Annotated in this window: 13 protein-coding genes, 1 tRNA gene and 1 rRNA gene; 4 read left to right on the plus strand and 11 right to left on the minus strand. The window is 72.0% G+C overall.

Annotation, left to right across the window (positions count from 1 at the left end; genetic code table 11):
* The first annotated feature begins 69 nt into the window (after window positions 1-69).
* The 3 genes from ACFC0G_RS12555 (at window position 70) to ACFC0G_RS12565 (ending at window position 6,431) form a co-directional block, all read left to right on the plus strand.
* The gene (locus ACFC0G_RS12555; RefSeq protein WP_376401388.1) at window positions 70-4,719 is read left to right on the plus strand and encodes a DEAD/DEAH box helicase; all 4,650 of its coding nucleotides are present in this window, start codon (window positions 70-72) and stop codon (window positions 4,717-4,719) included.
* A 126-nt stretch (window positions 4,720-4,845) separates the two neighbouring features.
* The gene (locus ACFC0G_RS12560) at window positions 4,846-5,634 is read left to right on the plus strand and encodes an Fpg/Nei family DNA glycosylase (RefSeq protein ID WP_376401391.1); all 789 of its coding nucleotides are present in this window, start codon (window positions 4,846-4,848) and stop codon (window positions 5,632-5,634) included.
* Window positions 5,635-5,666: 32 nt separating this feature from the next.
* On the plus strand, window positions 5,667-6,431 hold the full coding sequence (locus ACFC0G_RS12565; RefSeq protein WP_376401394.1) for an SDR family NAD(P)-dependent oxidoreductase: 765 nt from the start codon (window positions 5,667-5,669) through the stop codon (window positions 6,429-6,431).
* On the opposite strand, the gene ACFC0G_RS12570 is transcribed toward ACFC0G_RS12565, so the two are convergent.
* The 9 genes from ACFC0G_RS12570 to ACFC0G_RS12610 form a co-directional block, all read right to left on the minus strand.
* Window positions 6,379-6,732: a hypothetical protein gene (locus tag ACFC0G_RS12570; protein ID WP_376401397.1), complete on the minus strand. Its 354-nt coding sequence runs from the start codon at window positions 6,730-6,732 to the stop codon at window positions 6,379-6,381. The genes ACFC0G_RS12565 and ACFC0G_RS12570 overlap by 53 nt on opposite strands.
* Before the next feature lie 232 nt (window positions 6,733-6,964).
* A complete protein-coding gene (locus ACFC0G_RS12575) occupies window positions 6,965-7,348 on the minus strand; it encodes a helix-turn-helix domain-containing protein (protein ID WP_056648474.1) in 384 nt (127 codons plus the stop codon).
* 109 nt (window positions 7,349-7,457) lie between these two features.
* Entirely contained in the window at window positions 7,458-7,979 is a 522-nt protein-coding gene (locus ACFC0G_RS12580) for a CinA family protein (RefSeq protein ID WP_376401400.1), read from the minus strand.
* Window positions 7,976-8,650, minus strand: coding sequence for a CDP-diacylglycerol--glycerol-3-phosphate 3-phosphatidyltransferase (pgsA, locus tag ACFC0G_RS12585; RefSeq protein WP_376401403.1), 675 nt, complete (start codon window positions 8,648-8,650; stop codon window positions 7,976-7,978). Before pgsA ends, ACFC0G_RS12580 begins: the two co-directional genes overlap by 4 nt.
* Window positions 8,647-10,140 carry a 30S ribosomal protein S12 methylthiotransferase RimO gene (gene rimO / locus ACFC0G_RS12590; RefSeq protein ID WP_376401407.1) on the minus strand — a complete coding sequence of 498 codons (1,494 nt, stop codon included), beginning with the start codon at window positions 10,138-10,140 and terminating at the stop codon, window positions 8,647-8,649. The genes pgsA and rimO overlap by 4 nt, the downstream gene beginning before the upstream one ends.
* A 96-nt stretch (window positions 10,141-10,236) precedes the next feature.
* The gene (locus ACFC0G_RS12595; protein ID WP_376401409.1) at window positions 10,237-11,061 is read right to left on the minus strand and encodes a helix-turn-helix domain-containing protein; all 825 of its coding nucleotides are present in this window, start codon (window positions 11,059-11,061) and stop codon (window positions 10,237-10,239) included.
* Window positions 11,062-11,300: 239 nt separating this feature from the next.
* Window positions 11,301-14,108 (minus strand): DNA translocase FtsK, encoded by a 2,808-nt coding sequence (locus ACFC0G_RS12600; RefSeq protein WP_376401411.1) that lies wholly within the window; start codon window positions 14,106-14,108, stop codon window positions 11,301-11,303.
* Window positions 14,109-14,254: 146 nt separating this feature from the next.
* Complete coding sequence (locus ACFC0G_RS12605; RefSeq protein WP_376401414.1) at window positions 14,255-14,929, minus strand: two-component system response regulator; 675 nt, start codon at window positions 14,927-14,929, stop codon at window positions 14,255-14,257.
* Between the two features lie 295 nt (window positions 14,930-15,224).
* Window positions 15,225-20,708: a HAMP domain-containing protein gene (locus tag ACFC0G_RS12610; RefSeq protein ID WP_376401417.1), complete on the minus strand. Its 5,484-nt coding sequence runs from the start codon at window positions 20,706-20,708 to the stop codon at window positions 15,225-15,227.
* 269 nt (window positions 20,709-20,977) lie between these two features.
* Between ACFC0G_RS12610 and ACFC0G_RS12615 the strand changes: the two genes are divergently transcribed.
* A complete protein-coding gene (locus ACFC0G_RS12615; protein WP_376401420.1) occupies window positions 20,978-23,623 on the plus strand; it encodes a SpoIIE family protein phosphatase in 2,646 nt (881 codons plus the stop codon).
* Window positions 23,624-23,715: 92 nt separating this feature from the next.
* On the opposite strand, the gene ACFC0G_RS12620 is transcribed toward ACFC0G_RS12615, so the two are convergent.
* A tRNA-Thr gene (locus ACFC0G_RS12620) sits at window positions 23,716-23,791 on the minus strand.
* A gap of 5 nt (window positions 23,792-23,796) precedes the next feature.
* A 5S ribosomal RNA gene (gene rrf, locus ACFC0G_RS12625) occupies window positions 23,797-23,889 on the minus strand; the annotation flags it as partial.

The following is a 23,889-nucleotide window of genomic DNA, read 5'->3' on the forward strand; positions in this document are numbered from 1 at the left end:
CCCCCGCCGCTGCCATCGGGTTTCCCCAGGTCCGGGCGGTTGTCAGTGGGCGGGTGCACGATGGGGGACATGGTCAGGTCCGCGCTCGACTCGTTCTCCCCCGCGACCCGTGGTTGGTTCACCGGGGCCTTCACCGCGCCCACGGCGGCGCAGGAGGGCGCCTGGAAGGCCATCGGCGAGGGCTCCGACGTGCTCGTCGTCGCCCCGACGGGCTCGGGCAAGACACTGGCCTCGTTCCTCGCCTCCCTGGACCGCCTGGCGTCCTCGCCTCCGCCGGCCGAGGCGAAGAAGCGCTGCCGTGTGCTGTACGTGTCGCCGCTGAAGGCCCTCGCCGTGGACGTCGAGCGGAATCTGCGCTCCCCGCTGACCGGCATCCGGCAGGAGTCGGTCCGGCTCGGGCTGCCCGAGCCGGACATCCGGGTCGGCATCCGCTCCGGCGACACCCCGCCCGCGGAGCGCCGGAGCCTCGCGACCCGGCCGCCGGACATCCTGATCACCACCCCCGAGTCGCTGTTCCTGATGCTGACCTCCGCCGCCCGGGAGGCCCTGTCGGGCGTGGAGACGGTCATCCTGGACGAGGTCCACGCGGTCGCGGGCACCAAGCGGGGCGCGCACCTGGCGCTCTCCCTGGAGCGGCTCGACGAGCTGCTGCCGCGCCCCGCGCGCCGGATCGGCCTGTCGGCCACGGTCCGCCCGGTGGACGAGGTGGCCCGCTACCTGTCCCCCGGCCGTGCGGTGGAGATCGTGCAGCCGCCGTCGGAGAAGGAGTTCGACCTCTCCGTCGTCGTCCCCGTCGAGGACATGGGCGAGCTCGGGGGCTCCCCCGCCTCCGAGGGCAAGGACGGCGGCGACAAGCCGTCGATCTGGCCGCACGTCGAGGAGCGGATCGCCGACCTCGTCCAGTCCCACCGCTCGACGATCGTCTTCGCGAACTCGCGGCGGCTGGCCGAGCGGCTGTGCAACCGGCTCAACGAGATCGCGTACGAGCGGGCGACGGGCGAGCCCCTCCCCGAGGGGGCTCCCCCGGCCGAGGTCATGGCCCAGTCCGGGGCGGCGCAGGGTGCCCCGCCGCTGCTCGCCCGGGCCCACCACGGCTCGGTGTCGAAGGAGCAGCGCGCCCAGGTGGAGGAGGACCTGAAGGCCGGCCGGCTGCCCGCCGTGGTGGCCACCTCCAGCCTGGAGCTGGGCATCGACATGGGCGCGGTCGACCTGGTCGTGCAGGTCGAGTCGCCGCCCTCGGTCGCCTCCGGGCTCCAGCGCGTGGGACGCGCGGGGCACCAGGTCGGCGCGGTCTCCACGGGCGTGGTCTTCCCCAAGTACCGGGGCGACCTGGTGCAGGCGGCCGTGGTCACGGAGCGGATGCGGTCGGGTGCGATCGAGTCGATGCGGATCCCGGCCAATCCGCTGGACGTGCTGGCGCAGCAGCTGGTCGCGATGGTCGCGCTCGACACCTGGCAGGTGGACGAGCTGCTCGCCGTGGTGCGCCGGGCCGCGCCCTTCTCCTCGCTTCCGGAGTCGGCGTTCACGGGCGTGCTCGACATGCTCGCCGGCCGCTACCCCTCGGACGCCTTCGCCGAGCTCCGCCCGCGCGTGGTCTGGGACCGGGTCGCCGGGACGATCACCGGCCGGCCGGGCGCGCAGCGGCTCGCCGTCACCTCGGGCGGCACGATCCCCGACCGCGGCCTGTTCGGCGTGTTCCTCGTGGGCTCGGACCCGAAGAAGGGCGGGGGCCGGGTCGGAGAGCTCGACGAGGAGATGGTGTACGAGTCGCGGGTCGGCGACGTCTTCACCCTGGGCACCACGTCCTGGCGGATCGAGGACATCACCCGGGACCGGGTGCTCGTCTCCCCCGCGCCCGGCGTCCCGGGCCGGCTGCCGTTCTGGAAGGGCGACCAGCTGGGCCGCCCGCTCGAACTGGGGCGCGCGGTGGGCGCGTTCCTCCGGGAGCTCGGCGCCCTCGGGCCGGAGGACGCGCGGCTGCGGCTGATCGCCGCGGGCCTGGACGCCTGGGCCGCGGACAACGTCCTCGCGTACGTCTCGGAGCAGCGCGAGGCCTGCGGGCACGTGCCGGACGACCGGACGATCCTGGTCGAGCGGTTCCGGGACGAGCTCGGGGACTGGCGGGTCGTCATCCACTCCCCGTTCGGCGCGCAGGTGCACGCCCCGTGGGCGCTGGCGCTCGGCGCCCGGCTCGCCGAGCGGTACGGCATGGACGCGCAGGTGATGCACGCGGACGACGGCATCGTGCTGCGTCTCCCGGACGCGGACCTGATGGGCCTGGACATGGGTCTGGACCTCCTCGACCACGAACCGGTCGATCCGGGCCGGCATCTCGACACGGCGTACGACGCCGACAAGGCACCCGTCGGCGCGGCCGACGCCCTCTTCGACAAGGGCGAGATCGCGCAGATCGTCACCGACCAGGTGGGCGGCTCCGCGCTGTTCGCCTCCCGCTTCCGCGAGTGCGCCGCGCGCGCCCTGCTGCTGCCCAAGCGGAACCCCGGCAAGCGCACCCCGCTCTGGCAGCAGCGGCAGCGGGCGGCCCAGCTCCTCCAGGTGGCGAGCGAGTTCGGCTCCTTCCCGATCGTCCTGGAGGCCGTCCGCGAGTGCCTCCAGGACGTCTTCGACGTCCCCGGTCTGACCGAGCTGATGGGCGACATCGAGGCCCGCCGGGTCCGGCTCGTCGAAGTCACCACCCCCGAGCCCTCCCCCTTCGCCCGCTCGCTCCTCTTCGGCTACGTGGCGCAGTTCCTGTACGAGGGTGACTCCCCGCTCGCCGAGCGGCGGGCGGCCGCGCTCTCGCTGGACTCCCGCCTCCTCGCGGAGCTGCTCGGCCAGGCCGAGCTGCGCGAGCTCCTCGACCCGGAGGTCCTCACCGAGCTGGAGCGGGAGCTCCAGTGGCTCACCGAGGACCGGCGGATCAAGGACGTGGAGGGCGTCGCCGACCTGCTGCGGGTCCTCGGCCCGCTCACGGACACCGAGCTCGGCGAGCGCGGCGCGGAGCCGGGCTGGGCGCCCGACCTCGCCCACGCCCGCCGCGCGATCCGGGTCAGGATCGGCGGCGGTGACCACTGGGCGGCGATCGAGGACGCGGGACGGCTCCGTGACGCCCTGGGCACGGCCCTGCCGGTCGGTGTGCCCGAGGCCTTCACCGAACCGGTCAAGGACCCGCTGGGCGACCTCCTCGCCCGCTTCGCGCGCACGCACGGCCCCTTCACCTCCTCGCAGGCCGCCGCCCGCTTCGGCCTCGGCGCCGCCGTCACGGACGGCGCGCTCCAGCGGCTCGCCGCCGCCGGGCGGGTCGTGCAGGGCGAGTTCCATCCCTCCGGCATCGGCCAGGAGTGGTGCGACGCGGCCGTGCTGCGCCGCCTGCGGCGCCGTTCCCTCGCGGCGCTGCGCCACGAGCTGGAGCCGGTGCCCCCGGCGGCGCTCGCGACCTTCCTGCCCCAGTGGCAGCACATCGGCGGCAGCAGCCTGCGCGGCATCGACGGCCTCGCCCGCGCGATCGAGCAGCTCCAGGGCGCGCCCGTGCCCGCGTCCGCGCTGGAGAAGCTGATCCTGCCGTCCCGCGTCCGGGACTACTCCCCGGCACTGCTCGACGAGCTGACCACCACCGGCGAGGTGGTGTGGGCCGGTGCCGGATCCCTGCCCGGCAAGGACGGCTGGATCTCCCTCTACCTCGCGGACGCGGCGCCTCTGCTCCTTCCGCCGCCGCACCCGCTGGAGCTGTCCGCACTGCACGAGTCGGTGCTCACCATCCTCTCCGGCGGGTACGGGCTGTTCTTCCGGCAGATCGCCGACCAGGTCCGGGCCACCACCCACCCGGACGCGACCGACCCGCAGCTCGCCGACGCGCTCTGGGACCTGGCCTGGTCGGGCCGGCTCACCAACGACACCCTCGCCCCGCTGCGCTCGCTCCTCGGTTCGGGCCGGACGGCCGGGGCGACCGCCCACCGCGCGCGCCGGACGGTCCCGCGCGGGCGGTACGGCACGCTGGGCGCCGCGGCCCGCCCGGCCTCGCGCACGGGCCCGCCGACGGTCTCCGGCCGCTGGGCGCTGCTCCCGCCGGCCGAGCCGGAGCCGACCCACCGGGCACACGCCCTCGCCCGCACCCTCCTGGACCGGCACGGCGTGGTCACCCGGGGCGCGGTGGCGGCGGAGGGCGTGGAGGGCGGTTTCTCGGCCACGTACCGCATCCTGTCCGCCTTCGAGGACAGCGGTCAGGCCAGGCGCGGCTATGTGGTGGAGGGCCTCGGCGCGGCCCAGTTCGCGATGGACGGGGCCGTGGACCGGCTGCGGGCGGCGGCGACGGCCCGCGACCGGGGCGCGGAGGCTGCGGCCGGCCCGCGCGCCCTGGTCCTCGCGGCGGCCGACCCGGCGAACGCGTACGGGGCGGCCCTGTCCTGGCCCGAGCCGCCGACCGGCGCCGGACACAAGCCCGGCCGCAAGGCGGGGGCGATGGTGGTCCTCGTCGACGGCGAGCTGACGCTCTACATGGAGCGGGGCGGCAAGACGCTCCTCTCGTGGCCGGCCGAGCCGGACGACCCCGCCCTGACGGCGGCGGCCGAGGCCCTGGCCGCGTCGGCGCGGGCGGGTTCGCTGGGCACGGTCACGGTGGAGCGGATCAACGGCGCCACGGCGCTGACCTCCCCCCTCGCCCGCCCCTTGGAGGCGGCGGGATTCCTCGCCACCCCGAGAGGCCTCCGCCTCCGCGCCTGAGCACCCCGCCCCCGACCCCGACCCGCCCCACAATCCCGCACCACCGAAGCCACTAAGCCCGACCGCGAAGCCCCGAAGCCCCACACCACCAAAGCCCCGGTGCACCCCACCCGGCATCATGGAACCGTGCCCGAAGGAGACACCGTCTGGCAGGTCGCCCAGCGCCTGCACACCGCACTGGCCGGGCGGGTCCTGACCCGCGCGGACCTGCGCGTGCCCCGGTTCGCGACCGCCGACCTCACCGGCCGCACGCTCCTCGACGTCACCCCGCGCGGCAAGCACCTCCTCGCCCGGATCGAGGGCGGCCTCACGCTCCACTCCCATCTGCGGATGGACGGCGCCTGGCGGGTGTACGCCACCGGGGAGCGCCCGCACGGCGGCCCCGAGCACCAGATCCGGGCGATCCTCGGGAACACCGAGTCCACCGCGTACGGCTACCGGCTCCCGGTCCTGGAACTGATCCGCACCGCCGAGGAGGCCCGCGCGGTCGGCCACCTCGGCCCGGACCTCCTGGGCCCGGACTGGGACCCGGAAGAGGCCGTACGACGCCTCCTCGCCGACCCGGACCGCCAGCTCGGCGAGGCGCTGCTCGACCAGCGCAATCTGGCCGGCATCGGCAACGTGTACAAGTCGGAGCTGGCGTTCCTGGCCGCCGTCACCCCGTGGCTCCCGGTGGGCGCGCTCGCCCCCGACGTCCCGGCGCGCCTGGTCGCCACCGCCCACCGCCTCCTGGAGGCGAACAAGGACCGCCCCGACCGGCGCACCACCACCACGCGCCGCCCCGGCACCCCGCTCCACGTCTACGGCCGCGAGGGCCTGCCCTGTCTGCGCTGCGGCGCCCGGATCCGGAAGGCCGAACTCGGCGACCGGATCACGTACTGGTGCCCGGAGTGTCAACAGGGCCCCACCAATTGACGATCCGTCAGATCCGGTCGTACGGTCCGGACATGACCCTCTCGGCGTACGACCTCACCGGCCGCACCGCGTTCGTCACGGGCGCCGCGAGCGGCATCGGCCGCGCCACCGCGCTGCTCCTCGCCCAGGCGGGCGCGGCCGTGCACTGCGCGGACCGCGACGAGCACGGACTCAAGGAGACGGCGGCCCTCGTCACCGCCGAGGGGGGAACCGCGCACGCGCACGCCCTGGACGTCACCGACCGGGCAGCGCTGGCCGCCGCCGTCCGCTCCGCGGGCCCCCTCCACGTCATGGCGGCCGTCGCCGGGATCATGCACACGAGCACCGTCCTGGAGACCCGCGACGAGGACCTCGACCGCGTCCTCGCGGTGAACTTCAAGGGAGTCCTGTACGCCTGCCAGGAGGCGGCCCGCTCGATGATCGCCTCCGGCACCGCCGGCTCGATCGTCACGATGGCCTCGGGCGCGATGGACACCGCGAGCCCGGGCCTGCTCTGCTACAGCGTCACCAAGGCGGCCGTCGTCCAGCTGACGAAGACCCTGGCGGTGGAGGCCGGCCCGTACGGCATCCGGGTGAACGCGGTCGCGCCGGGCTGGATCCGCACCCCCATGACGGATCGCCACGAGCCGGCCGCCCAGCAGCAGGCGGAGGCCGCGATGGTCCGTCACTCACCGCTCGGCCGGGTCGGCGAGGCGGAGGACATCGCGCACGCGGTCCTCCACCTCGCCTCCGACGCCTCCTCGTTCACGACGGGCCAGATCCTGCGCCCCAACGGCGGCGTCGCGATGCCTTGGTAACCCCGGCCCCACCGACACCAGCCTGCTGTCCACCGACACCCGCCCACTGCCCGCCGGCACCGGGCGTCCGACCACCGGCACCCGGCGTCCGACCGCCGACACCGTGCCGCCGTACCGAGGCGGCCACGTGTACCGGCAGCAGGCTCAGTCCCCAGCCGCCCGCGGCCACCGCCCCCTCGACGGTCCCGGCGTCCCCCGGAACGAGCAGCAGCCGCAGCACCGCCCACCACCAGAGCCCCCCGGCCACCAGCCCGACCGCGACCAGCGCGAGCGTCGCCGGCGGAACACGTCGCCGTACCATGGCCGCCTCCTCCGGTCGACGCTAGACCGGCAGGATCACCCAGCGGGAGGGCGCACCGGAGGCAAACCCGGCGCGTGCCGACCAGTCGTACGTCCCCCCACCATGGCACGCGACACCGGAACCCGGCATCTCAGACAAATCTCGGCCTCTCTCGGCACATCTCCGCAAAAAGGAGAAAAGCCCCGGCCAGTGCCCCGACAGGGCACCGACCGGGGCTTGACCCCACTTCGGTTCAGGCAGCGACGACGTCTACCGCTTCCGCGGGCGCCTTGATGGTCACCCGCCCGGTGGACACACCGGCCACCGACGTCACCGACACCGAATTGAGCATCGGGCGTACCGGCGTCGGCACCGGTTCGCTCGCCGCTGCCGACTCGGCCAGTTCGGCCAGTGACAGCTCGTCGCTCACTTCACGCATGAGCTCGGACATCCGTACGTCCAGCGCGTCGCAGATCGCGGAGAGCAGCTCGGAGGAAGCCTCCTTCTGCCCCCGCTCCACCTCGGAGAGATAGCCGAGCGAGACTCGGGCGGACGAGGAGACTTCGCGCAGAGTACGGCCTTGGCGCTGGCGCTGCCGACGCAGCACGTCACCCAACAGGCGACGGAGCAGAATCATCGGTGGCTCCCTCCTCGGACCGCGTAGCCGCATCCTTCTCGCCCCACCGTACCGCCTCGCGCTGCGGCCGTGCGGGGAGCGATGTCGTGTTCACTCAGGGCTGCAAACATCAATTCCCCCCGTTGTGTTCCGTATCCTGTGCCCGCGCATTTCCCGAGAGTTCCTCATCGAGCAGTGCCAACACGCTCCGTACGCTCTCTCTACGGATTTCCGCGCGGCCGCCGTTCAACCTCAACGAGACCACTTTCCCGGCCCCGGCGCCCGCTCCGGCCGGCCCCGCGACCGCCACGTAGACGGTTCCGACGGCCTGACCGTCCTGCGGTTCGGGCCCCGCGACCCCGGTCGTGGAGATCCCCCAGTCGGCGCCGAGCCGGGCCCGCACACCGGCCGCCATCTGCAGCGCGACCTCCGGGTCCACCGCTCCGCGCTCCGCGAGGAGGGCCCTGTCGACGCCGAGGAGCTCGTGCTTGAGGTCCGTGGCGTAGGCCGTGACCGATCCCCGGAAGACGGCCGATGCCCCGGGCACACCCGTGAGCTCCGCGGCCACCAGACCACCCGTGAGCGACTCCGCGGCGGCCAGTGTGTGACCACACTCCGCGAGCAGCGCCAGCACCCGGGCGGCCTCGGTCATCGCGTCGCCGCCTCCGACCGCGCGGCCGCCCGCTCCTCCGCGAGGCCTTCGCGGCGCAGGACGATCGCCTGGCGGACGTAGTCCAGACCGGTGACGACCGTCAGCACGACGGCCACCGCCATCACCCAGAACCGCAAGGTGGCCAGCGGACCGGTGAGCACGAGGACGTACATGCCGACCGCCGTGCCCTGCGCGAGCGTCTTCATCTTGCCGCCGCGGCTCGCCGGGATGACCCCGTGCCGGATCACCCAGAACCGCATCAGGGTGATCCCCAGCTCGCGGGCGAGAATGACCCCGGTCACCCACCAGGGCAGGTCGCCCAGCAGGGAGAGGCTGATGAGACCGGCGGCCATGATCGCCTTGTCGGCGATCGGGTCGGCGATCTTCCCGAAGTCGGTGACGAGGTTGTACGCACGGGCCAGGTGTCCGTCGAAGACGTCCGTGATCATGGCCACCGCGAACGCCGCCCACGCCCAGGCGCGCCAGACGGGGTCGTGACCGCCGTCCTGGAACAGCAGCACCACGAAGGCCGGCACGAGAACGAGCCGGATCATGGTGAGGATGTTGGCGATGTTCCACAGGCTGGCCTGATTGACGGCCGCAGTGCCCAGCTTTCCGCGGGGCGCCGGCCTGCCGGTCCCGCCCGTCGCGGATGCCGGGACTCCGGTCATCTGGCTGCCTCCTCGAAAAGACACTCGGCCACCAGGTCGACGCCCTCCGTGCCGACGACCTTCGCCCTGACCATACGGCCCGGAGTCAGGTCGGGGCTCGTACCGTCGGCCGTGGTGAGGACCACCTGGCCGTCGGTCTCGGGCGCCTGGTGTGCGGCGCGGCCGATCCAGCCGTCCTCCTCGTCGACGGCTTCGACGAGTACTTCCAGGGTCTCTCCGATCCGCTCCTCCGCGCGCTGCGCGGTGAGCTCCTCGGCGAGCCGGGAGAGGTGGGCGAGGCGCTCGTCGACGACGTCCTGGTCGAGCTTGTGCTCGTACGTGGCGGCCTCGGTGCCGTCCTCGTCGGAGTAGCCGAAGACGCCGACGGCGTCGAGCCGCGCGTGGGTGACGAAGCGTTCCAGCTCGGCGAAGTCCGCCTCGGTCTCGCCGGGGAAGCCGACGATGAAGTTGGAGCGCGCACCGGCCGTCGGGGCCTTGGACCGGATGGTCTCCAGGAGCTCCAGGAAGCGGTCGGTGTCGCCGAAGCGGCGCATGGCCCGCAGCACGTCCGGGGCGCTGTGCTGGAAGGACAGGTCGAAGTAGGGCGCGACCTTCTCGGTCGAGGTGAGGACGTCGATGAGGCCGGGGCGCATCTCGGCGGGCTGGAGGTAGCTGACCCGGACGCGCTCGATGCCGTCGACGGCGGCCAGCTCGGGCAGCAGGCTCTCCAGGAGCCGGATGTCGCCGAGGTCCTTGCCGTACGAGGTGTTGTTCTCGGAGACCAGCATGACCTCCTTCACGCCCTGCTCGGCGAGCCAGCGCGTCTCGTTCAGCACGTCCGAGGGACGGCGCGAGACGAAGGAGCCGCGGAAGGACGGGATGGCGCAGAAGGAGCAGCGGCGGTCGCAGCCGGAGGCCAGCTTCACCGAGGCGACCGGGCTGGTGTCCAGGCGGCGGCGGAGCGGCGCGCGCGGCCCGGAGGCGGGCGCGAGGCCCTCGGGGAGGTCGGCCGGCGCGTCGACGGGCGCCTCGGCGGCGTCACCGTGTCCGGGCAGGGCCACGGCCGCGGCGGCCTCCTGGCGCTCCACGGGCGACAGCGGCAGCAGCTTGCGCCGGTCACGCGGGGTGTGGGCCTCGACACTGCCACCGTTGAGGATGGTCTGGAGGCGGTTGGAGATGTCGGCGTAGTCGTCGAAGCCCAGGACGCCGTCGGCCTCCGGGAGGGCCTCGGCGAGCTCCTTGCCGTAGCGCTCGGCCATGCAGCCGACGGCGACGACGGCCTGGGTCTTGCCGTGATCCTTCAGATCATTGGCTTCGAGGAGGGCGTCGACGGAGTCCTTCTTGGCGGCTTCGACGAATCCGCAGGTGTTGACGACGGCTACGTCCGCGTCCTCGGCGTTCTCGACGAGCTCCCAGCCGTCCGCTGCCAAGCGGCCTGCGAGCTCCTCCGAGTCCACCTCGTTACGGGCGCAGCCAAGAGTGACAAGGGCGACGGTACGGCGTTCGGGCATGGGCTCAAGACTACTTCGTCCCGGCCGTTCCCCCGTCGCGCAGGGTTCACCTGCGCGACAGAGGTCACATCACGGGGTCCGACGGCCCCGGGCGGATCATCCGGCCTCGGGGTCGCCCTTGGTGTAGCTGAGCCGCTCGACCTGACCGGATTCGAACTTCTCTTCGACCTTCTTGCCGTTCACGTAGAGCTCGATGGCACCGGCGTTGCCGAGGACCAGGTCGACGCGCGCGTCGTCCTGGAAGGTCTTGGACTCGCCCTCCAGGAGGAGGCCGTCGAAGAGCAGCTTCCCGTCCTCGGCCTTGGCCGAGATCCAGCTCTTGCCGTCGACGGCGGTGAGCTTGACCGTGACCTTGTCCTGCGGGACCGCGGCGATCGCGCTCTCGCTGGGCTTCGGGGCGGGCTTGACCGGCTTCGGCTTGGCGGCGGACGTCGCCTTCTCCGGCGCCGGGGCCGGACCGCCGTCGGCGGTCGTGGTGCCCTTGGGGGCCTCGTTGCCGTCGAACATCGTGAAGCCGACGAAGCCCACGACGGCGACGATCGCCGCGACCATCGCGGCGGTCCAGTTGGGCCGCCGCGGCTCGGGGCGGATACGTTCCGCCTCGAAGAGCGGGGCGGCGGGGGTCGGCGCGGGACGGCCGCCGTGGTCGGCGTCGTACTGCTCGATCAGATCGGCCGGATCGATGCCGACGGCGCGCGCGAGGGTGCGGATGTGCCCGCGGGCGTAGACGTCGCCGCCGCAGCGCGAGAAGTCGTCCTCCTCGATCGCGTGCACGATCGGGATCCGGACACGGGTGGAGGCACTGACCTCTTCGACGGTGAGACCGGCGGCGATTCGGGCCTGCTGGAGAGCGCGACCGATCGAGTCCCGGTCGTCTGCCGGGAACGTCCGGTCGTCTTCGGGGGAGTTGCCGATGGACACGAGAGCGCCTTTCGAGCGTGTAGCCACCTGCTGGACGTTCAGTCTATGGGTGGTACGAAAGGGTGGGGCAACCGGGCGGGTGCTGTTTGTACGCCATGAGGCTGGGACATCCATCTGTCCCACCGTCCAACTTGACGTACGGCCAGGGGAAACGGTTGCCCCCGTTCCCTTACGAGTGAGTCTCGGCCCGGTCTCGATCGGGTACGCCGACGCCTACCGCGTACCCGGTCCCCTCCGCCCTACGCCCCCGACTCCCCCCGGATGACCGCGAGCACCCCGTCCAGCTCGTCGGGTTTCACCAGGACGTCACGCGCCTTGGAGCCCTCGCTCGGTCCGACGATGTTCCGCGACTCCATCAGGTCCATCAGCCGGCCGGCCTTCGCGAAGCCGACGCGCAGCTTGCGCTGGAGCATCGACGTGGAGCCGAACTGCGTCGAGACGACCAGCTCGGCGGCCTGGCACAGCAGGTCGAGGTCGTCGCCGATGTCCTCGTCGATCTCCTTCTTCTGCCGGGTGCCGACGGTGACGTCCTCCCGGAAGACGGGCGTCATCTGGTCCTTGCAGTGCTGCACGACGGCCGCGACCTCGTGCTCGGTGACGAAGGCGCCCTGCATACGCGTCGGCTTGTTCGCGCCCATCGGCAGGAACAGCCCGTCGCCCTTGCCGATCAGCTTCTCGGCACCCGGCTGGTCCAGGATGACCCGGCTGTCGGCGAGCGAGGAGGTGGCGAAGGCGAGCCGCGAGGGCACGTTCGCCTTGATCAGACCGGTGACGACGTCCACGGACGGCCGCTGGGTGGCGAGGACGAGGTGGATGCCGGCGGCGCGGGCCAACTGGGTGATGCGGACGATCGAGTCCTCGACGTCCCGCGGCGCGACCATCATCAGGTCGGCGAGCTCGTCGACGATCACCAGGAGGTACGGGTAGGGGTTGAGCTCCCGCTGACTGCCCTCGGGCAGCTTGATCTTCCCGTCCCGGATGGCCTGGTTGAAGTCGTCGATGTGCCGGAAACCGAAGGCGGCCAGGTCGTCGTAGCGGAGGTCCATCTCCTTCACCACCCACTGCAGGGCCTCGGCGGCCCGCTTGGGGTTGGTGATGATCGGGGTGATCAGGTGCGGGATGCCCTCGTAGGCGGTGAGCTCGACCCGCTTGGGGTCGACGAGCACCATCCGGACGTCCTCGGGGGTCGCTCTTATCATCACCGAGGTGATGAGGCAGTTGATGCAGGAGGACTTGCCGGAGCCGGTGGCACCGGCGACCAGGATGTGCGGCATCTTCGCCAGGTTGGCCATCACGTAGCCGCCCTCGACGTCCTTGCCGAGCGCCACCAGCATCGGGTGGTCGTCGCCCGCCGCGTCCGCGAGCCGCAGCACGTCCCCGAGGTTGACCATCTCGCGGTCGCTGTTGGGGATCTCGATGCCGACGGCGGACTTGCCGGGGATCGGCGAGATGATCCGGACGTCCGGCGAGGCCACGGCGTACGCGATGTTCTTGGTCAGGGCCGTGATCTTCTCGACCTTCACGGCGGGGCCGAGCTCGACCTCGTACCGCGTGACCGTCGGACCGCGGGTGAAGCCGGTGACGGCCGCGTCGACCTTGAACTCCGAGAAGACGTTGGAGAGCGACTCCACGACGAGGTCGTTCGCGGCGCTGCGCGTCTTGCCCGGCCCGCCGCGCTCCAGCAGGTCCATCGACGGCAGCGAGTACGTGATGTCGCCGGAGAGCTGGAGCTGCTCGGCCCGCGGCGGCAGATCGGTCGGCTCGGGCGCGGGCTTCGTCAGGTCGGGTACGCCTCCGGGCCGCTCCTCGCCACCGCGCGCCGGGGGTACGGGCGCGGCCGGGGCGACGGACCCGGAGGTCTCGGCGGAGGCGGCCAGGGCGGCGTCGCGCTCGGCGGTGACGTCCCTGGTCAGATCGGCCACGATCGGGGAGGGCGGCATGCCGTTGAGCACGGCGCCGTCGAGGGCGGCGGCCGCGGCCGCGGCGACGTCCACCGGGTCGAAGCCGTGGTCGAAGGGGTCGGGCGCGGAGCTGCGCGGGGCCCGGCCGGCGCGCCGCTCCAGGAGCTCGGCCTCGGCCCGGTCCACGTCGTACGGCTCCGCCGGGCCGGTCGCCCGGCGCCGCGCGGGACGGGCGGTCCGCGGCGCGGCCTCGCGCCAATCCTCGTCGTACCCCTCGTGCCCCTCGGACTCCGCCGGGTCGTCGGCGGGTTCGACGATGCCGAGCCGGGCGCCGAGGGCGCGCAGGCGCTGCGGGATGGCGTTGACGGGGGTGGCGGTGACGACGAGCAGGCCGAAGATCGTGAGCAGGACCAGCATCGGTACGGCGAGGACCTCGCCCATCATGAAGACGAGGGGCTGGGACGCGGCCCAGCCGATGAGGCCGCCGGCGTCCTGCATGGCCTCGGTGCCGTCGCCGCGGCCCGGTGAACCGCAGGCGATGTGGACCTGACCGAGGACGCCGATGACGAGGGCGGAGAGGCCGATGCTGATCCGGCCGTTGGCCTCGGGCTTCTCCGGATAGAGGATCAGCCGCACGGCGATGACGCCGAGAAGCAGCGGGACGAGCAGGTCGAGCCGGCCGAAGGCCCCGGTGACGAGCATCTCGACGAGGTCGCCGACCGGGCCCCGCAGATTCGACCAGGTGCCCGCGGCGACGATCAGCGCGACGCCGAGCAGCAGCAGCGCGAGCCCGTCCTTGCGGTGGGCGGGGTCGAGGCCCTTGGCGCCACGCCCTATCCCCCGGAACATCGCCCCCACCGCGTGGGCGATGCCCAGCCAGACTCCGCGGGCGAGCCGGTAGACGCCCCCGGTGGGGGACGGTGCCGGGCGGGGCGCGGCCTTCTTCGCGGCGGTCTTCCGCGCGGGCGCGCGCTTGGCGGGCGCGGCCTTCTTGGCCGTCGCCTTCTTCGCGGCGGGTTTGGCGGGCGGCTTGGCAGGAGACTTCGCTGGCGCCGCCTTCTTCGCGGCGGCCGCCGTCCGGCCGGCGCGCGGCTTTGCGGCGCCCGCCGTGCCCTGAGAACCCTTGCCGGACGTACGTGAAGCCATGATGCTGAGGTTACCGGTGAGGGGACGGGCTGTCCGCTCTCACCCGCCGGTAAGCGGACGGGTGTCCGGCTCACTCGATCGTGTCAACCGTGCCGGGGCGCGGAGCTGACGCCGGGTCACGGCGCCCCACTCCGCGTGACGGTACGTCAGGTCTGGGCGGGCAGCGTCGGCGCGGCGCCCGTACCCGGCTCCAGGGCGTCCAGGGCGCGCCGCAGGCCCGTGAGCTTGCGCTCCAGGTGCGCGGCGGTGGCGACGGCCGCCGCGTCGGCGGAGTCGTCGTCGAGCTGCTTCGACAGCGCCTCCGCCTGCTCCTCGACGGCGGCGAGACGCGCGGAGAGCTCGGCGAGCAGCCCGGCGGACTCCTTGCCGTGACCGCCCTCGGCGCCGCCCTCCAACTGCAGCCGCAGCAGGGCGGCCTGCTCGCGCAGCTTGCAGTTCTTCATGTAGAGCTCGACGAAGACCGAGACCTTGGCGCGCAGCACCCACGGGTCGAAGGGCTTCGAGATGTAGTCGACCGCTCCGGCCGCGTACCCCCGGAAGGTGTGGTGGGGGCCGTGGTTGATGGCGGTGAGGAAGATGATCGGGATGTCCCGGGTCCGCTCGCGCCGCTTGATGTGCGCGGCCGTCTCGAAACCGTCCATGCCCGGCATCTGCACGTCCAGCAGGATGACCGCGAAGTCGTCCGTCAGCAGCGCCTTGAGCGCTTCCTCCCCGGACGATGCCCGCACCAGCGTCTGATCGAGCGCGGAGAGAATGGCCTCCAGCGCCAGCAGATTCTCCGGCCGGTCATCGACCAGGAGGATCTTGGCCTTCTGCACCATGCCCCGTCCTCCTCGTCCCGGCAACGGCTCTCCCCGGCTCCCGTAACCGGGGGAAGCACCGGGCGCCGCCCCAGAAGACGACTCCCTAGCGCCGTCCGTCCTTGTGCCGGTCATCGTAGCCGCACCCCGCCCGTCGCCACACCCTGTCACCGCGATGTCACTGTGCACGTAGCAGAAACGCGGTGGGAGACCAGAAGGTTCCCCGTATCCCGCCCTCTCACACCCCGGTGGCGACAGTCCGTCAGCGGAGCCCCGGGGGCCCGCGCGGCACTCCGCGCGGACCCCCGGCACGGAGTCACTCCCCTCGCATCCACTGCTCCATGACGGACAGCAGGTGGTCGGGGTCGACCGGCTTCGTCACATAGTCCGACGCCCCCGACTCGATCGCCTTCTCCCGGTCGCCCTTCATGGCCTTCGCCGTCAGAGCGATGATCGGCAGCCCGGCGAACTGCGGCATCCGCCGGATCGCGGTCGTCGTCGCGTACCCGTCCATCTCCGGCATCATGATGTCCATCAGGACGACCGTCACGTCGTCGTGCTGCTCCAGGACTTCGATGCCCTCGCGCCCGTTCTCCGCGTACAGCACCGCGAGCCCGTGCTGCTCCAGGACGCTCGTGAGCGCGAAGACGTTACGGATGTCGTCGTCCACGATGAGCACCTTCTCGCCCGAGAAGCCGAAGGTACGACGCGGCACGACCTCCGCCTCCGGCTCCCCCCGGTCCACGGCGCCCAGCTGACCGAACTGCCCCGGCACCGCGGTCCGCGCCCCGCTCGCCTCCGCGGCGGCCTTCCGCCGGTGCCGGAACAGCGCCCCGGCCCCCGACCGCGCCTCGGTCCGTACGGGCGGCGGCGGGAAGTGCGGGAAGGCGTGGACGGCCCCGGCCGCCCCCTCCCCGGCCCCCTGCTGCGGATCCTCGGCGTCCGCCGCCCCCTGCCCGTACCCGTGCGACGGCAGCTCCGTCGGGCTCAGCGGCAGATAGAGCGTGAACGTCGAACCCCGGCCCGGCTCGCTCGCCGCGAAGATCTCGCCGCCGAGCAGCCGCGCGATCTCCCGGCTGATCGAGAGCCCAAGACCCGTACCGCCGTACTTCCGGCTGGTCGTCCCGTCGGCCTGCTTGAACGCCTCGAAGATGACCCGCATCTTGCTCGCCGCGATCCCGATCCCGGTGTCCGTGACCGAGAACGCGATGAGATCGGCCTCCGGATCGCGCAGCGAACCGGCCTCCAGGAGCTGCTCGCGGATCGACTGCGGCACGTCCGCGTTCGCCGGCCGGATCACCAGCTCCACCGCGCCCGAGTCGGTGAACTTCACCGCGTTGGAGAGGAGGTTGCGCAGCACCTGGAGCAGCCGCTGCTCGTCGGTGTGGAGCGTGGCCGGCAGCTCGGGCGAGACCCGCACCGAGAAGTCGAGCCCCTTCTCCGCCGTGAGCGGCCGGAAGGTGGCCTCCACGTAGTCGACGAGCTGCACGAGCGCGATCCGCGTCGGCGACACGTCCATCTTGCCCGCCTCGACCTTGGACAGGTCGAGGATGTCGTTGATCAGCTGGAGCAGGTCCGAACCGGCGCCGTGGATGGTCTCCGCGAACTCGACCTGCTTCGGCGTCAGATTGGTCTCGGCGTTGTCCGCGAGCAACTTGGCCAGGATCAGCAGCGAGTTGAGCGGGGTGCGCAGCTCGTGCGACATGTTCGCCAGGAACTCGGACTTGTACCGCATGGAGACGGCGAGCTGTTCGGCCCGCTCCTCCAGGACCTGCCGGGCCTCCTCGATCTCGGTGTTCTTCACCTCGATGTCGCGGTTCTGCCGGGCGAGCAGCTCGGCCTTCTCCTCCAGCTCCAGGTTGGAGCCCTGGAGCTCCTTCTGACGGTGTTCCAGCTCGGCCGAGCGCTCCTTGAGCTGCTCCGTGAGCTCCTGCGACTGCTGGAGCAGCACCTCCGTCTTGGTGTTGACGCTGATGGTGTTGACGGTGGTCGCGATCAGCTCGGCGATCTGGTTGAGGAAGTCCCGCTGGATCTGCGCGAACGGCTGGAACGAGGCCAGCTCGATCACGCCGAGGACCTTCCCCTCGAAGAGCACCGGCAGCACGATCACATGCGCGGGCGAGGCCTCCCCGAGCCCCGAGGAGATCTTCAGATAGCCCGGCGGCACGTTGACCTGGATGGTCCGCTTCTCCTCGGCGGCCGTCCCGATGAGCGTCTCCCCGGGCCGGAACGAGGTCGGCATGGAACCGGTGGAGTATCCGTAACTCCCGCGCATCCGCAGCTCGTACGCGCCGTCGCCCCCACCGACGAGTTCGGCGTCGCTGTGGGCGGAGCCCGTCGGCATGGCCACGAAGAAGGCGCCGTGCTGGGCCGAGACCACCGGCGTCAGCTCGCTCATGATGAGCGAGGCCACGTCGTCGAGGTCCCGGCGGCCCTGCATGAGGCCGGAGATACGGGCCAGGTTGCTCTTGAGCCAGTCCTGCTCGTCGTTGGCGAGGGTGGTGTCGCGCAGGTTCGCGATCATCGTGTTGATGTTGTCCTGGAGCGCCTGGATCTCGCCGGCCGCGTCCACACCGTCGATCTTGACGTTGAGGTCGCCGCGGGTCACCGCGGTGGCGACGGCCGCGATGGCCCGCACCTGCCGCGTGAGGTTCCCGGCCATCTCGTTCACGGACTCCGTGAGATCGCTCCAGGTGCCCTCCACGTCCCGCACCCGGGCCTGACCGCCCAGCTGGCCGTCGGTGCCCACCTCGCGGGCCACGCGGGTGACCTCCTCGGCGAAGTTCGACAGCTGGTCGACCATCGTGTTGATGGTGTTCTTCAGCTCCTGGATCTCACCGCGCGCGTCGATGTCGATCTTCTTGGTCAGGTCGCCCTTGGCGATGGCGGTGGTGACGGCGGCGATCTGCCGCACCTGACCGGTGAGGTTGTCGGCCATCGAGTTCACCGACTCGGTGAGGTCCTTCCAGGTCCCGGAGACACCCGGCACCCGGGCCTGACCGCCCAGTTCGCCCTCCGTGCCCACCTCGCGGGCCACCCGCGTGACCTCGTCCGCGAAGGACGACAGGGTCGTCACCATCGTGTTGACGGTCTCGGCGAGCTCGGCGACCTCGCCCCGCGCCTCGACCGTCACCTTCTTCGTCAGATCGCCGTTGGCGACGGCCGCGGAGACCCGGGAGATGTTCCGCACCTGACTCGTCAGGTTGTTGGCCATCAGGTTGACGTTGTCGCTGAGGTCCTTCCACGTACCGGTGACCCCGCGCACCCGCGCCTGGCCGCCGAGGATGCCCTCCGTACCCACCTCGCGGGCCACCCGCGTGACCTCGTCCGCGAAGTTCGACAGCTGGTCGACCATCGTGTTGACGGTCGTGACCAGCTCCAGGATCTCGCCCCGGGCGTCGACCGTGATCTTCTTGGAGAGGTCGCCCATGGCGACCGCCGTCGTGACCTCGGCGATGTTGCGCACCTGAATCGTCAGGTTGTTCGCCATGAAGTTCACCGACTGGGTGAGGTCCTTCCAGGTGCCGGAGACCCCCTGCACCTCGGCCTGACCGCCCAGGATCCCCTCGGTGCCCACCTCGCGGGCCACCCGGGTCACCTGCTCGGCGAAGTTCGAGAGCTGGTCCACCATCGTGTTGAGGGTGTTCTTCAGCTCAAGGATCTCGCCCCGCGCGTCCACGTCGATCTTCTGCGACAGATCACCCCGGGCGACCGCAGTGGCGACCTGCGCGATGTTACGGACCTGGGTCGTCAGGTTCCCGGCCATGCCGTTCACCGAGTCCGTCAGATCACGCCACACACCGGCCACGCCCGGCACCTGCGCCTGCCCGCCGAGACGCCCGTCGGTACCCACCTCACGGGCCACCCGGGTCACCTGGTCGGCGAAGGCGGAGAGCTGATCGACCATCGTGTTGATGGTGTTCTTCAGCTCAAGGATCTCGCCCCGCGCGTCCACGTCGATCTTCTGCGACAGATCGCCGCGGGCGACCGCCGTCGTCACCTGGGCGATCTGCCGCACCTGCGACGTCAGGTTGCCGGCCATGAAGTTCACGGAGTCCGTGAGCTCGCGCCAGCGGCCGGAGACCCCGTCCACCCGCGCCTGACCGCCGAGCCGGCCCTCCGTACCCACGTCCCGCGCCATCCGCGTCACCTGGTCGGCGAAGGACGAGAGCTGCGACACCATGGTGTTGACGGTGTTCTTCAGTTCAAGCATCTCGCCGGCCACGTCCACGGTGACCTTCTGCGACAGGTCACCGTTGGCAACAGCCGTCGTCACCTGCGCGATGTCCCGCACCTGACCCGTCAGGTTCCGGAAGGCCGTGTTCACCGAGTCGGTGAGGTCCTTCCACGTCCCCGCCGCGCCCGGCACCTCGGCCTGACCGCCGAGCAGACCCTCGACGCCGACCTCCCGGGCCACCCGGGTCACCTCGGAACCGAAGGCCGACAGCTGGTCGACCATCGTGTTGACGGTGTTCTTCAGTTCAAGCATCTCGCCGGCCACGTCCACCGTGACCTTCTGCGACAGGTCACCGTTGGCCACCGCCGTCGTCACCTGCGCGATGTCCCGCACCTGCGTGGTGATGTTCCGGAAGACGGTGTTGACCGAGTCCGTGAGGTCCTTCCACGTCCCCGCCGCGCCCGGCACCTGCGCCTGACCACCGAGCAGACCCTGCGCGCCGACCTCGCCCGACACCCGGGTCACCTCGTCGGCGAACGTCCGCAGCGTCTCGGTCATCTGGTTGATCGTGTCCGCGAGCTGCGCGATCTCACCGCGCGCGGAGACCCGCACCTTCTGCGACAGATCGCCGTTGGCGACCGCGGTCGTCACCTCGGCGATCCCTCTCACCTGATTGGTGAGATTTCCCGCCATCGTGTTGACGGAATCGGTGAGGTCCTTCCAGACACCCGCGACCCCGGCCACCTCGGCCTGACCGCCGAGCTCGCCCTCCGTACCCACCTCACGGGCGACCCGGGTCACCTCGGAGGAGAACGACGACAGCTGGTCCACCATCCGGTTGACGGTGTTCTTCAGCTCCAGCATCTCGCCGGCGACGTTCGCCGTGACCTTCTGCGACAGGTCGCCGTCCGCCACCGCCGTCGTCACCAGCGCGATGTCCCGCACCTGCGCCGTCAGCCGGTTCGCCATGGTGTTGACCGAGTCCGTGAGGTCCTTCCACGAACCGGACACCCCACGCACCTGCGCCTGCCCGCCCAGCTTGCCGTCCGTCCCCACCTCGACGGCGACCCTCGTCACCTCGGAGGCGAACACCGACAGCTGGTCCACGAGGTTGTTCGCGGTACGCGCGACCTTCAGGAACTCCCCGCGCAGCGGCCGTACGGCTCCGTCGGCACCCTCCGAACGCAGGTCCATCCGCTGGTCGAGATCACCCTCGGCCACCGCCGACAGGACCCGCCCCACCTCGGACACCGGCCGGGCCAGATCGTCGACCAGCGCGTTCGCGGCCTCGATCGCCGCGGCCCACGCCCCCTCCGTCGCCCCCGCCTCGAGCCGCTCGGACAGCTTGCCCTCACGGCCGACCACCCGCCGGACCCGCGACAGCTCCCCCGTCACGTGCATCTGCCGGTCCGCGACCTCGTTGAACACGGCGGAGATCTCCGCCATGACCCCGTCACCGGAGACCGTCAGCCGTTTACGGAAGTTCCCGTCCCGCATCGACACCAACGCGGCCAGCAACCGCTCCAGCGCCGCCGCGTCCACTTGCACCGTCCCCCCACGGGAACGTCCGCCCCTCGCGCGCGTACCGCTGCCGCCACGCCGCGCCGCCGTGCCAGACTCCACCGTGTCCCTCCCGAAAGGGGTCGACCGAACACTTCCGGCTCTCGCCGATAGCCTGCCCAGTGTTTCACCGCGACCGTACAAGGCGATAACAGTTCGGCAGCTTCGCACAGCGTCCCCACCCCTGGCGGGCGGAAACTGTGACGACCGGCATCCGCGCGGACAGCGAAGGTAAGTAACCTGGCATCCGACTGTCCCACCACCCCGGTCCGCCCGGCGGGGACGGTGTGGTGCGCGCACGACCACCGGGCAGTGGGAGGGGCATACCGAGCATGGCAGAGCCGGGCGTCGAAACGCGTACGAGGAGTGCTGTGATCACCGCGCGGGCGACTGCCAGCTTCGAGCCCGTCGGGCGGTCCGTCGCGGCCGCCCGCGCGTTCGTCAGGGACACCCTCCAGGGCTGGGGACACTCCGAACTCGTCGACGACGCCGTCGTCCTCACCAGCGAGCTCGTCACCAACGCCGTGATCCACGCCGGCACCTCCGCCGAGGTCCTCTGCCTCCGCTCCGAGGACAGCATCCGCGTCGAGGTCGCCGACCGCTACCCCGAGCGCGAGATCCCCGTCCAGGGCGGCCGCACCCTCGGCAGCCCCGACCGCGAGAACGGCCGGGGCCTGCTGCTCTGCGCCGCCCTCGCCCACCGCTGGGGCGTCGACTACTCCCCCACCCGCAAGCACGTCTGGTTCCATCTCGACCTCCCGCAGCGCCCGGTCGGCACCCGCTCCGCCGGCCCCGTCCTCCCCGACGCCCTCCTCCCGGCCGCCGAGAGCCGCGTCCGCGTCGCCGTCGCCCAGATCGACCGCGGCGGCGCCGTCACCGCGTGGAACGAGGACGCCGCGGAGCTCTTCGGCTACGAGGCCGACCAGGTCACCGGCAAGCCCCTCGGCGACCTCGCCGCCTGGCCGCACACCCCCGGCATCGGCACCGGCCTCGCCGAGGCCCTGCGCCTCTCCCGCTGGGAGGGCAGCTACGGCATCCGCTGCGCCGACGGCCGCGTCGTCCCCGTCTACGCCTCGCACCTCCGGGTCCGCGACTCCCAGGGCGAACCCTCCACCGTCTGCCTCCTCGTACGGGAACACGAGCGGGCGGTCATCCAGACCCCGCAGCGCCCCGCCGCCGAACCGGGCTCCGAGAGCCGCGCCACCGACCCCTTCGAGGTCTTCATCGGCTCCCCGGCCCCCGACGACCTCGACGGCCTCCTCCAGCGCACGGTCGAACGCGCCCGCGACATGCTCGACGGCGACGCCGCCTTCCTCCTCCTCGCCACCGACGACGAGACCGAACTCGAAGTACGGGCGACCACCGGCCTCCCGGCCGCCCGCCAGCGCTTCGCCCGCGTCCCCGTCGAGACCGGCGCCAGCCGTTACGGCTCCGCCCGCATGCCCGCCGTCCACGAGGACCTGGCGGCCGTCCCCGGCGCCGTCCCCCTCCTCGAAGGCACCGGCATGCGCTCGGTGGTCACCGTCCCGCTCAAGGTCGAGGGCCGGCTCACCGGCTCCCTGGGCGTGGCCGCCGAATCCGCGAACCGCTACTCCAACGAGGAGGCCCTCCGCCTCCAGTTCGCCGCCGACCGCATCGCCCTCGCGGTCGAGTCGGCCCGCCTCGGCGAGCTCGAACGCCTCCGCCGCGGCTCCCTCAGCTTCCTCGTCGAGGCCTCCGACCTCCTCGCCGGCACCTTGGACCGCGACCAGACCCTGGCCCTGATGGCCCAGATGACGGTCCCGACCCTCGCCACCTGGTGCGCGGTCTACACGATCGCCGACCAGGCCTCCGACCCGTACCTCTCGTACGTGCTCCACGAGGACGAGGACCGCATCGACGGCCTCAAGGACCTGCTCTCCTCGATCGCCCCGCCCGACCCGGTGCCCACACCCGGCGCCCGCGTCTGGACGGCCCCCGGCGACGCCGCGCACCGAGCGGCGCTCAGCGCCTCGGTCCGCGCCCTCGACCACCCCACGAGCCCGCTCTCCTCCGGCATCGACACCACCCTGGCCACCGCGAGCGCGGTCGCCGGCGAGACGGTCGTCCTGCCCCTGGTCGCCCGCAACCGGGTCATCGGCATGCTGACCCTGGGCCGCCCCTCCGAGGACCACTTCCGCCAGGAGATCCTGGAGCTCGCCGAGGACCTCTCGCGCCGGGCCGCCCTGGCCCTGGACAACGCCCGGCTGTACTCGGAGCGCGTGGCGATCAGCCAGTCCCTCCAGCGCAGCCTCCTCCCGCCCGGCCTCCCGGTGATCCCCGGCGTCGAGGTCGACGTCATCTACCGAGCGGCCGGCGAGGGCAACGAGGTCGGGGGCGACTTCTACGACCTCTTCCCGATCCGCGACGGCGCGTACGGATTCGCCATCGGCGACGTCTGCGGTACGGGCCCGGAGGCCGCGGCCGTCACCGGCCTGGCCCGCCACGCCCTGCGTCTCCTGGCCCGCGAGGGCTTCGGCGGCCCGGCCGTCCTGGAGCGGCTCAACGCCGCGATCCTCGACGAGGGCGCCCGCAGCCGCTTCCTCACCCTGCTCTACGGCGAGATGCGCCCGCAGGAGGACGGCTCCGCGATCCTCAAGGTCGTCTGCGCCGGCCACCCCTTGCCCCTGCGCCTCCGCCAGGACGGCACGGTCCAGCCGGCCGCCGAGCCCCAGCCGCTCCTCGGCGTCATGGAGGACCTGGAGCTGTACGAGCAGACGATCACCCTCGACCCGGGCGACGTCCTCCTCTGCGTCACGGACGGCGTGACCGAGCGCCGCGAAGGCACCCGCATGCTGGGCGACGACGGTCTCACCGAAGTCCTCAAGACGTGTACGGGCCTGACGGCCGGCGCGGTCGCCGCCCGTGTCCTCCGCGCGGTCGAGCGCTTCGCCCAGGCCCCCGCCTCCGACGACATGGCCATCCTGGCGATGCGCCTGCGAGAGCCGGATCTCCACTGATCCACCAAGGCGGCCCCGAAAGGGGCCGCCTCTCCTCCGTGCTTTCCACGGCAACGCAAAAAAGGCCCCGCCAATGGCGGGGCCTTTCTTCTTGGAGCCCTTTAACGGAATCGAACCGTTGACCTTCTCCTTACCATGGAGACGCTCTACCGACTGAGCTAAAAGGGCGGGTTGTTCGGCGGCGTCCTACTCTCCCACAGGGTCCCCCCTGCAGTACCATCGGCGCTGAAAGGCTTAGCTTCCGGGTTCGGAATGTAACCGGGCGT

Source organism: Streptomyces sp. NPDC056169 (assembly GCF_042268445.1).
Lineage (GTDB): Bacteria > Actinomycetota > Actinomycetes > Streptomycetales > Streptomycetaceae > Streptomyces.

Bases quoted from the DNA above. Each gene is read 5' to 3' on its own strand.
- ACFC0G_RS12555 (WP_376401388.1), top strand. From the start codon at position 70: ATGGTCAGGTCCGCGCTCGACTCGTTCTCCCCCGCGACCCGTGGTTGG.
- ACFC0G_RS12570 (WP_376401397.1), bottom strand. From the start codon at position 6,732: ATGGTACGGCGACGTGTTCCGCCGGCGACGCTCGCGCTGGTCGCGGTC.
- ACFC0G_RS12565 (WP_376401394.1), top strand. From the start codon at position 5,667: ATGACCCTCTCGGCGTACGACCTCACCGGCCGCACCGCGTTCGTCACG.
- ACFC0G_RS12600 (WP_376401411.1), bottom strand. From the start codon at position 14,108: ATGGCTTCACGTACGTCCGGCAAGGGTTCTCAGGGCACGGCGGGCGCC.
- ACFC0G_RS12615 (WP_376401420.1), top strand. From the start codon at position 20,978: ATGGCAGAGCCGGGCGTCGAAACGCGTACGAGGAGTGCTGTGATCACC.
- ACFC0G_RS12575 (WP_056648474.1), bottom strand. From the start codon at position 7,348: ATGATTCTGCTCCGTCGCCTGTTGGGTGACGTGCTGCGTCGGCAGCGC.
- rimO (WP_376401407.1), bottom strand. From the start codon at position 10,140: ATGCCCGAACGCCGTACCGTCGCCCTTGTCACTCTTGGCTGCGCCCGT.
- pgsA (WP_376401403.1), bottom strand. From the start codon at position 8,650: ATGACCGGAGTCCCGGCATCCGCGACGGGCGGGACCGGCAGGCCGGCG.
- ACFC0G_RS12605 (WP_376401414.1), bottom strand. From the start codon at position 14,929: ATGGTGCAGAAGGCCAAGATCCTCCTGGTCGATGACCGGCCGGAGAAT.
- ACFC0G_RS12580 (WP_376401400.1), bottom strand. From the start codon at position 7,979: ATGACCGAGGCCGCCCGGGTGCTGGCGCTGCTCGCGGAGTGTGGTCAC.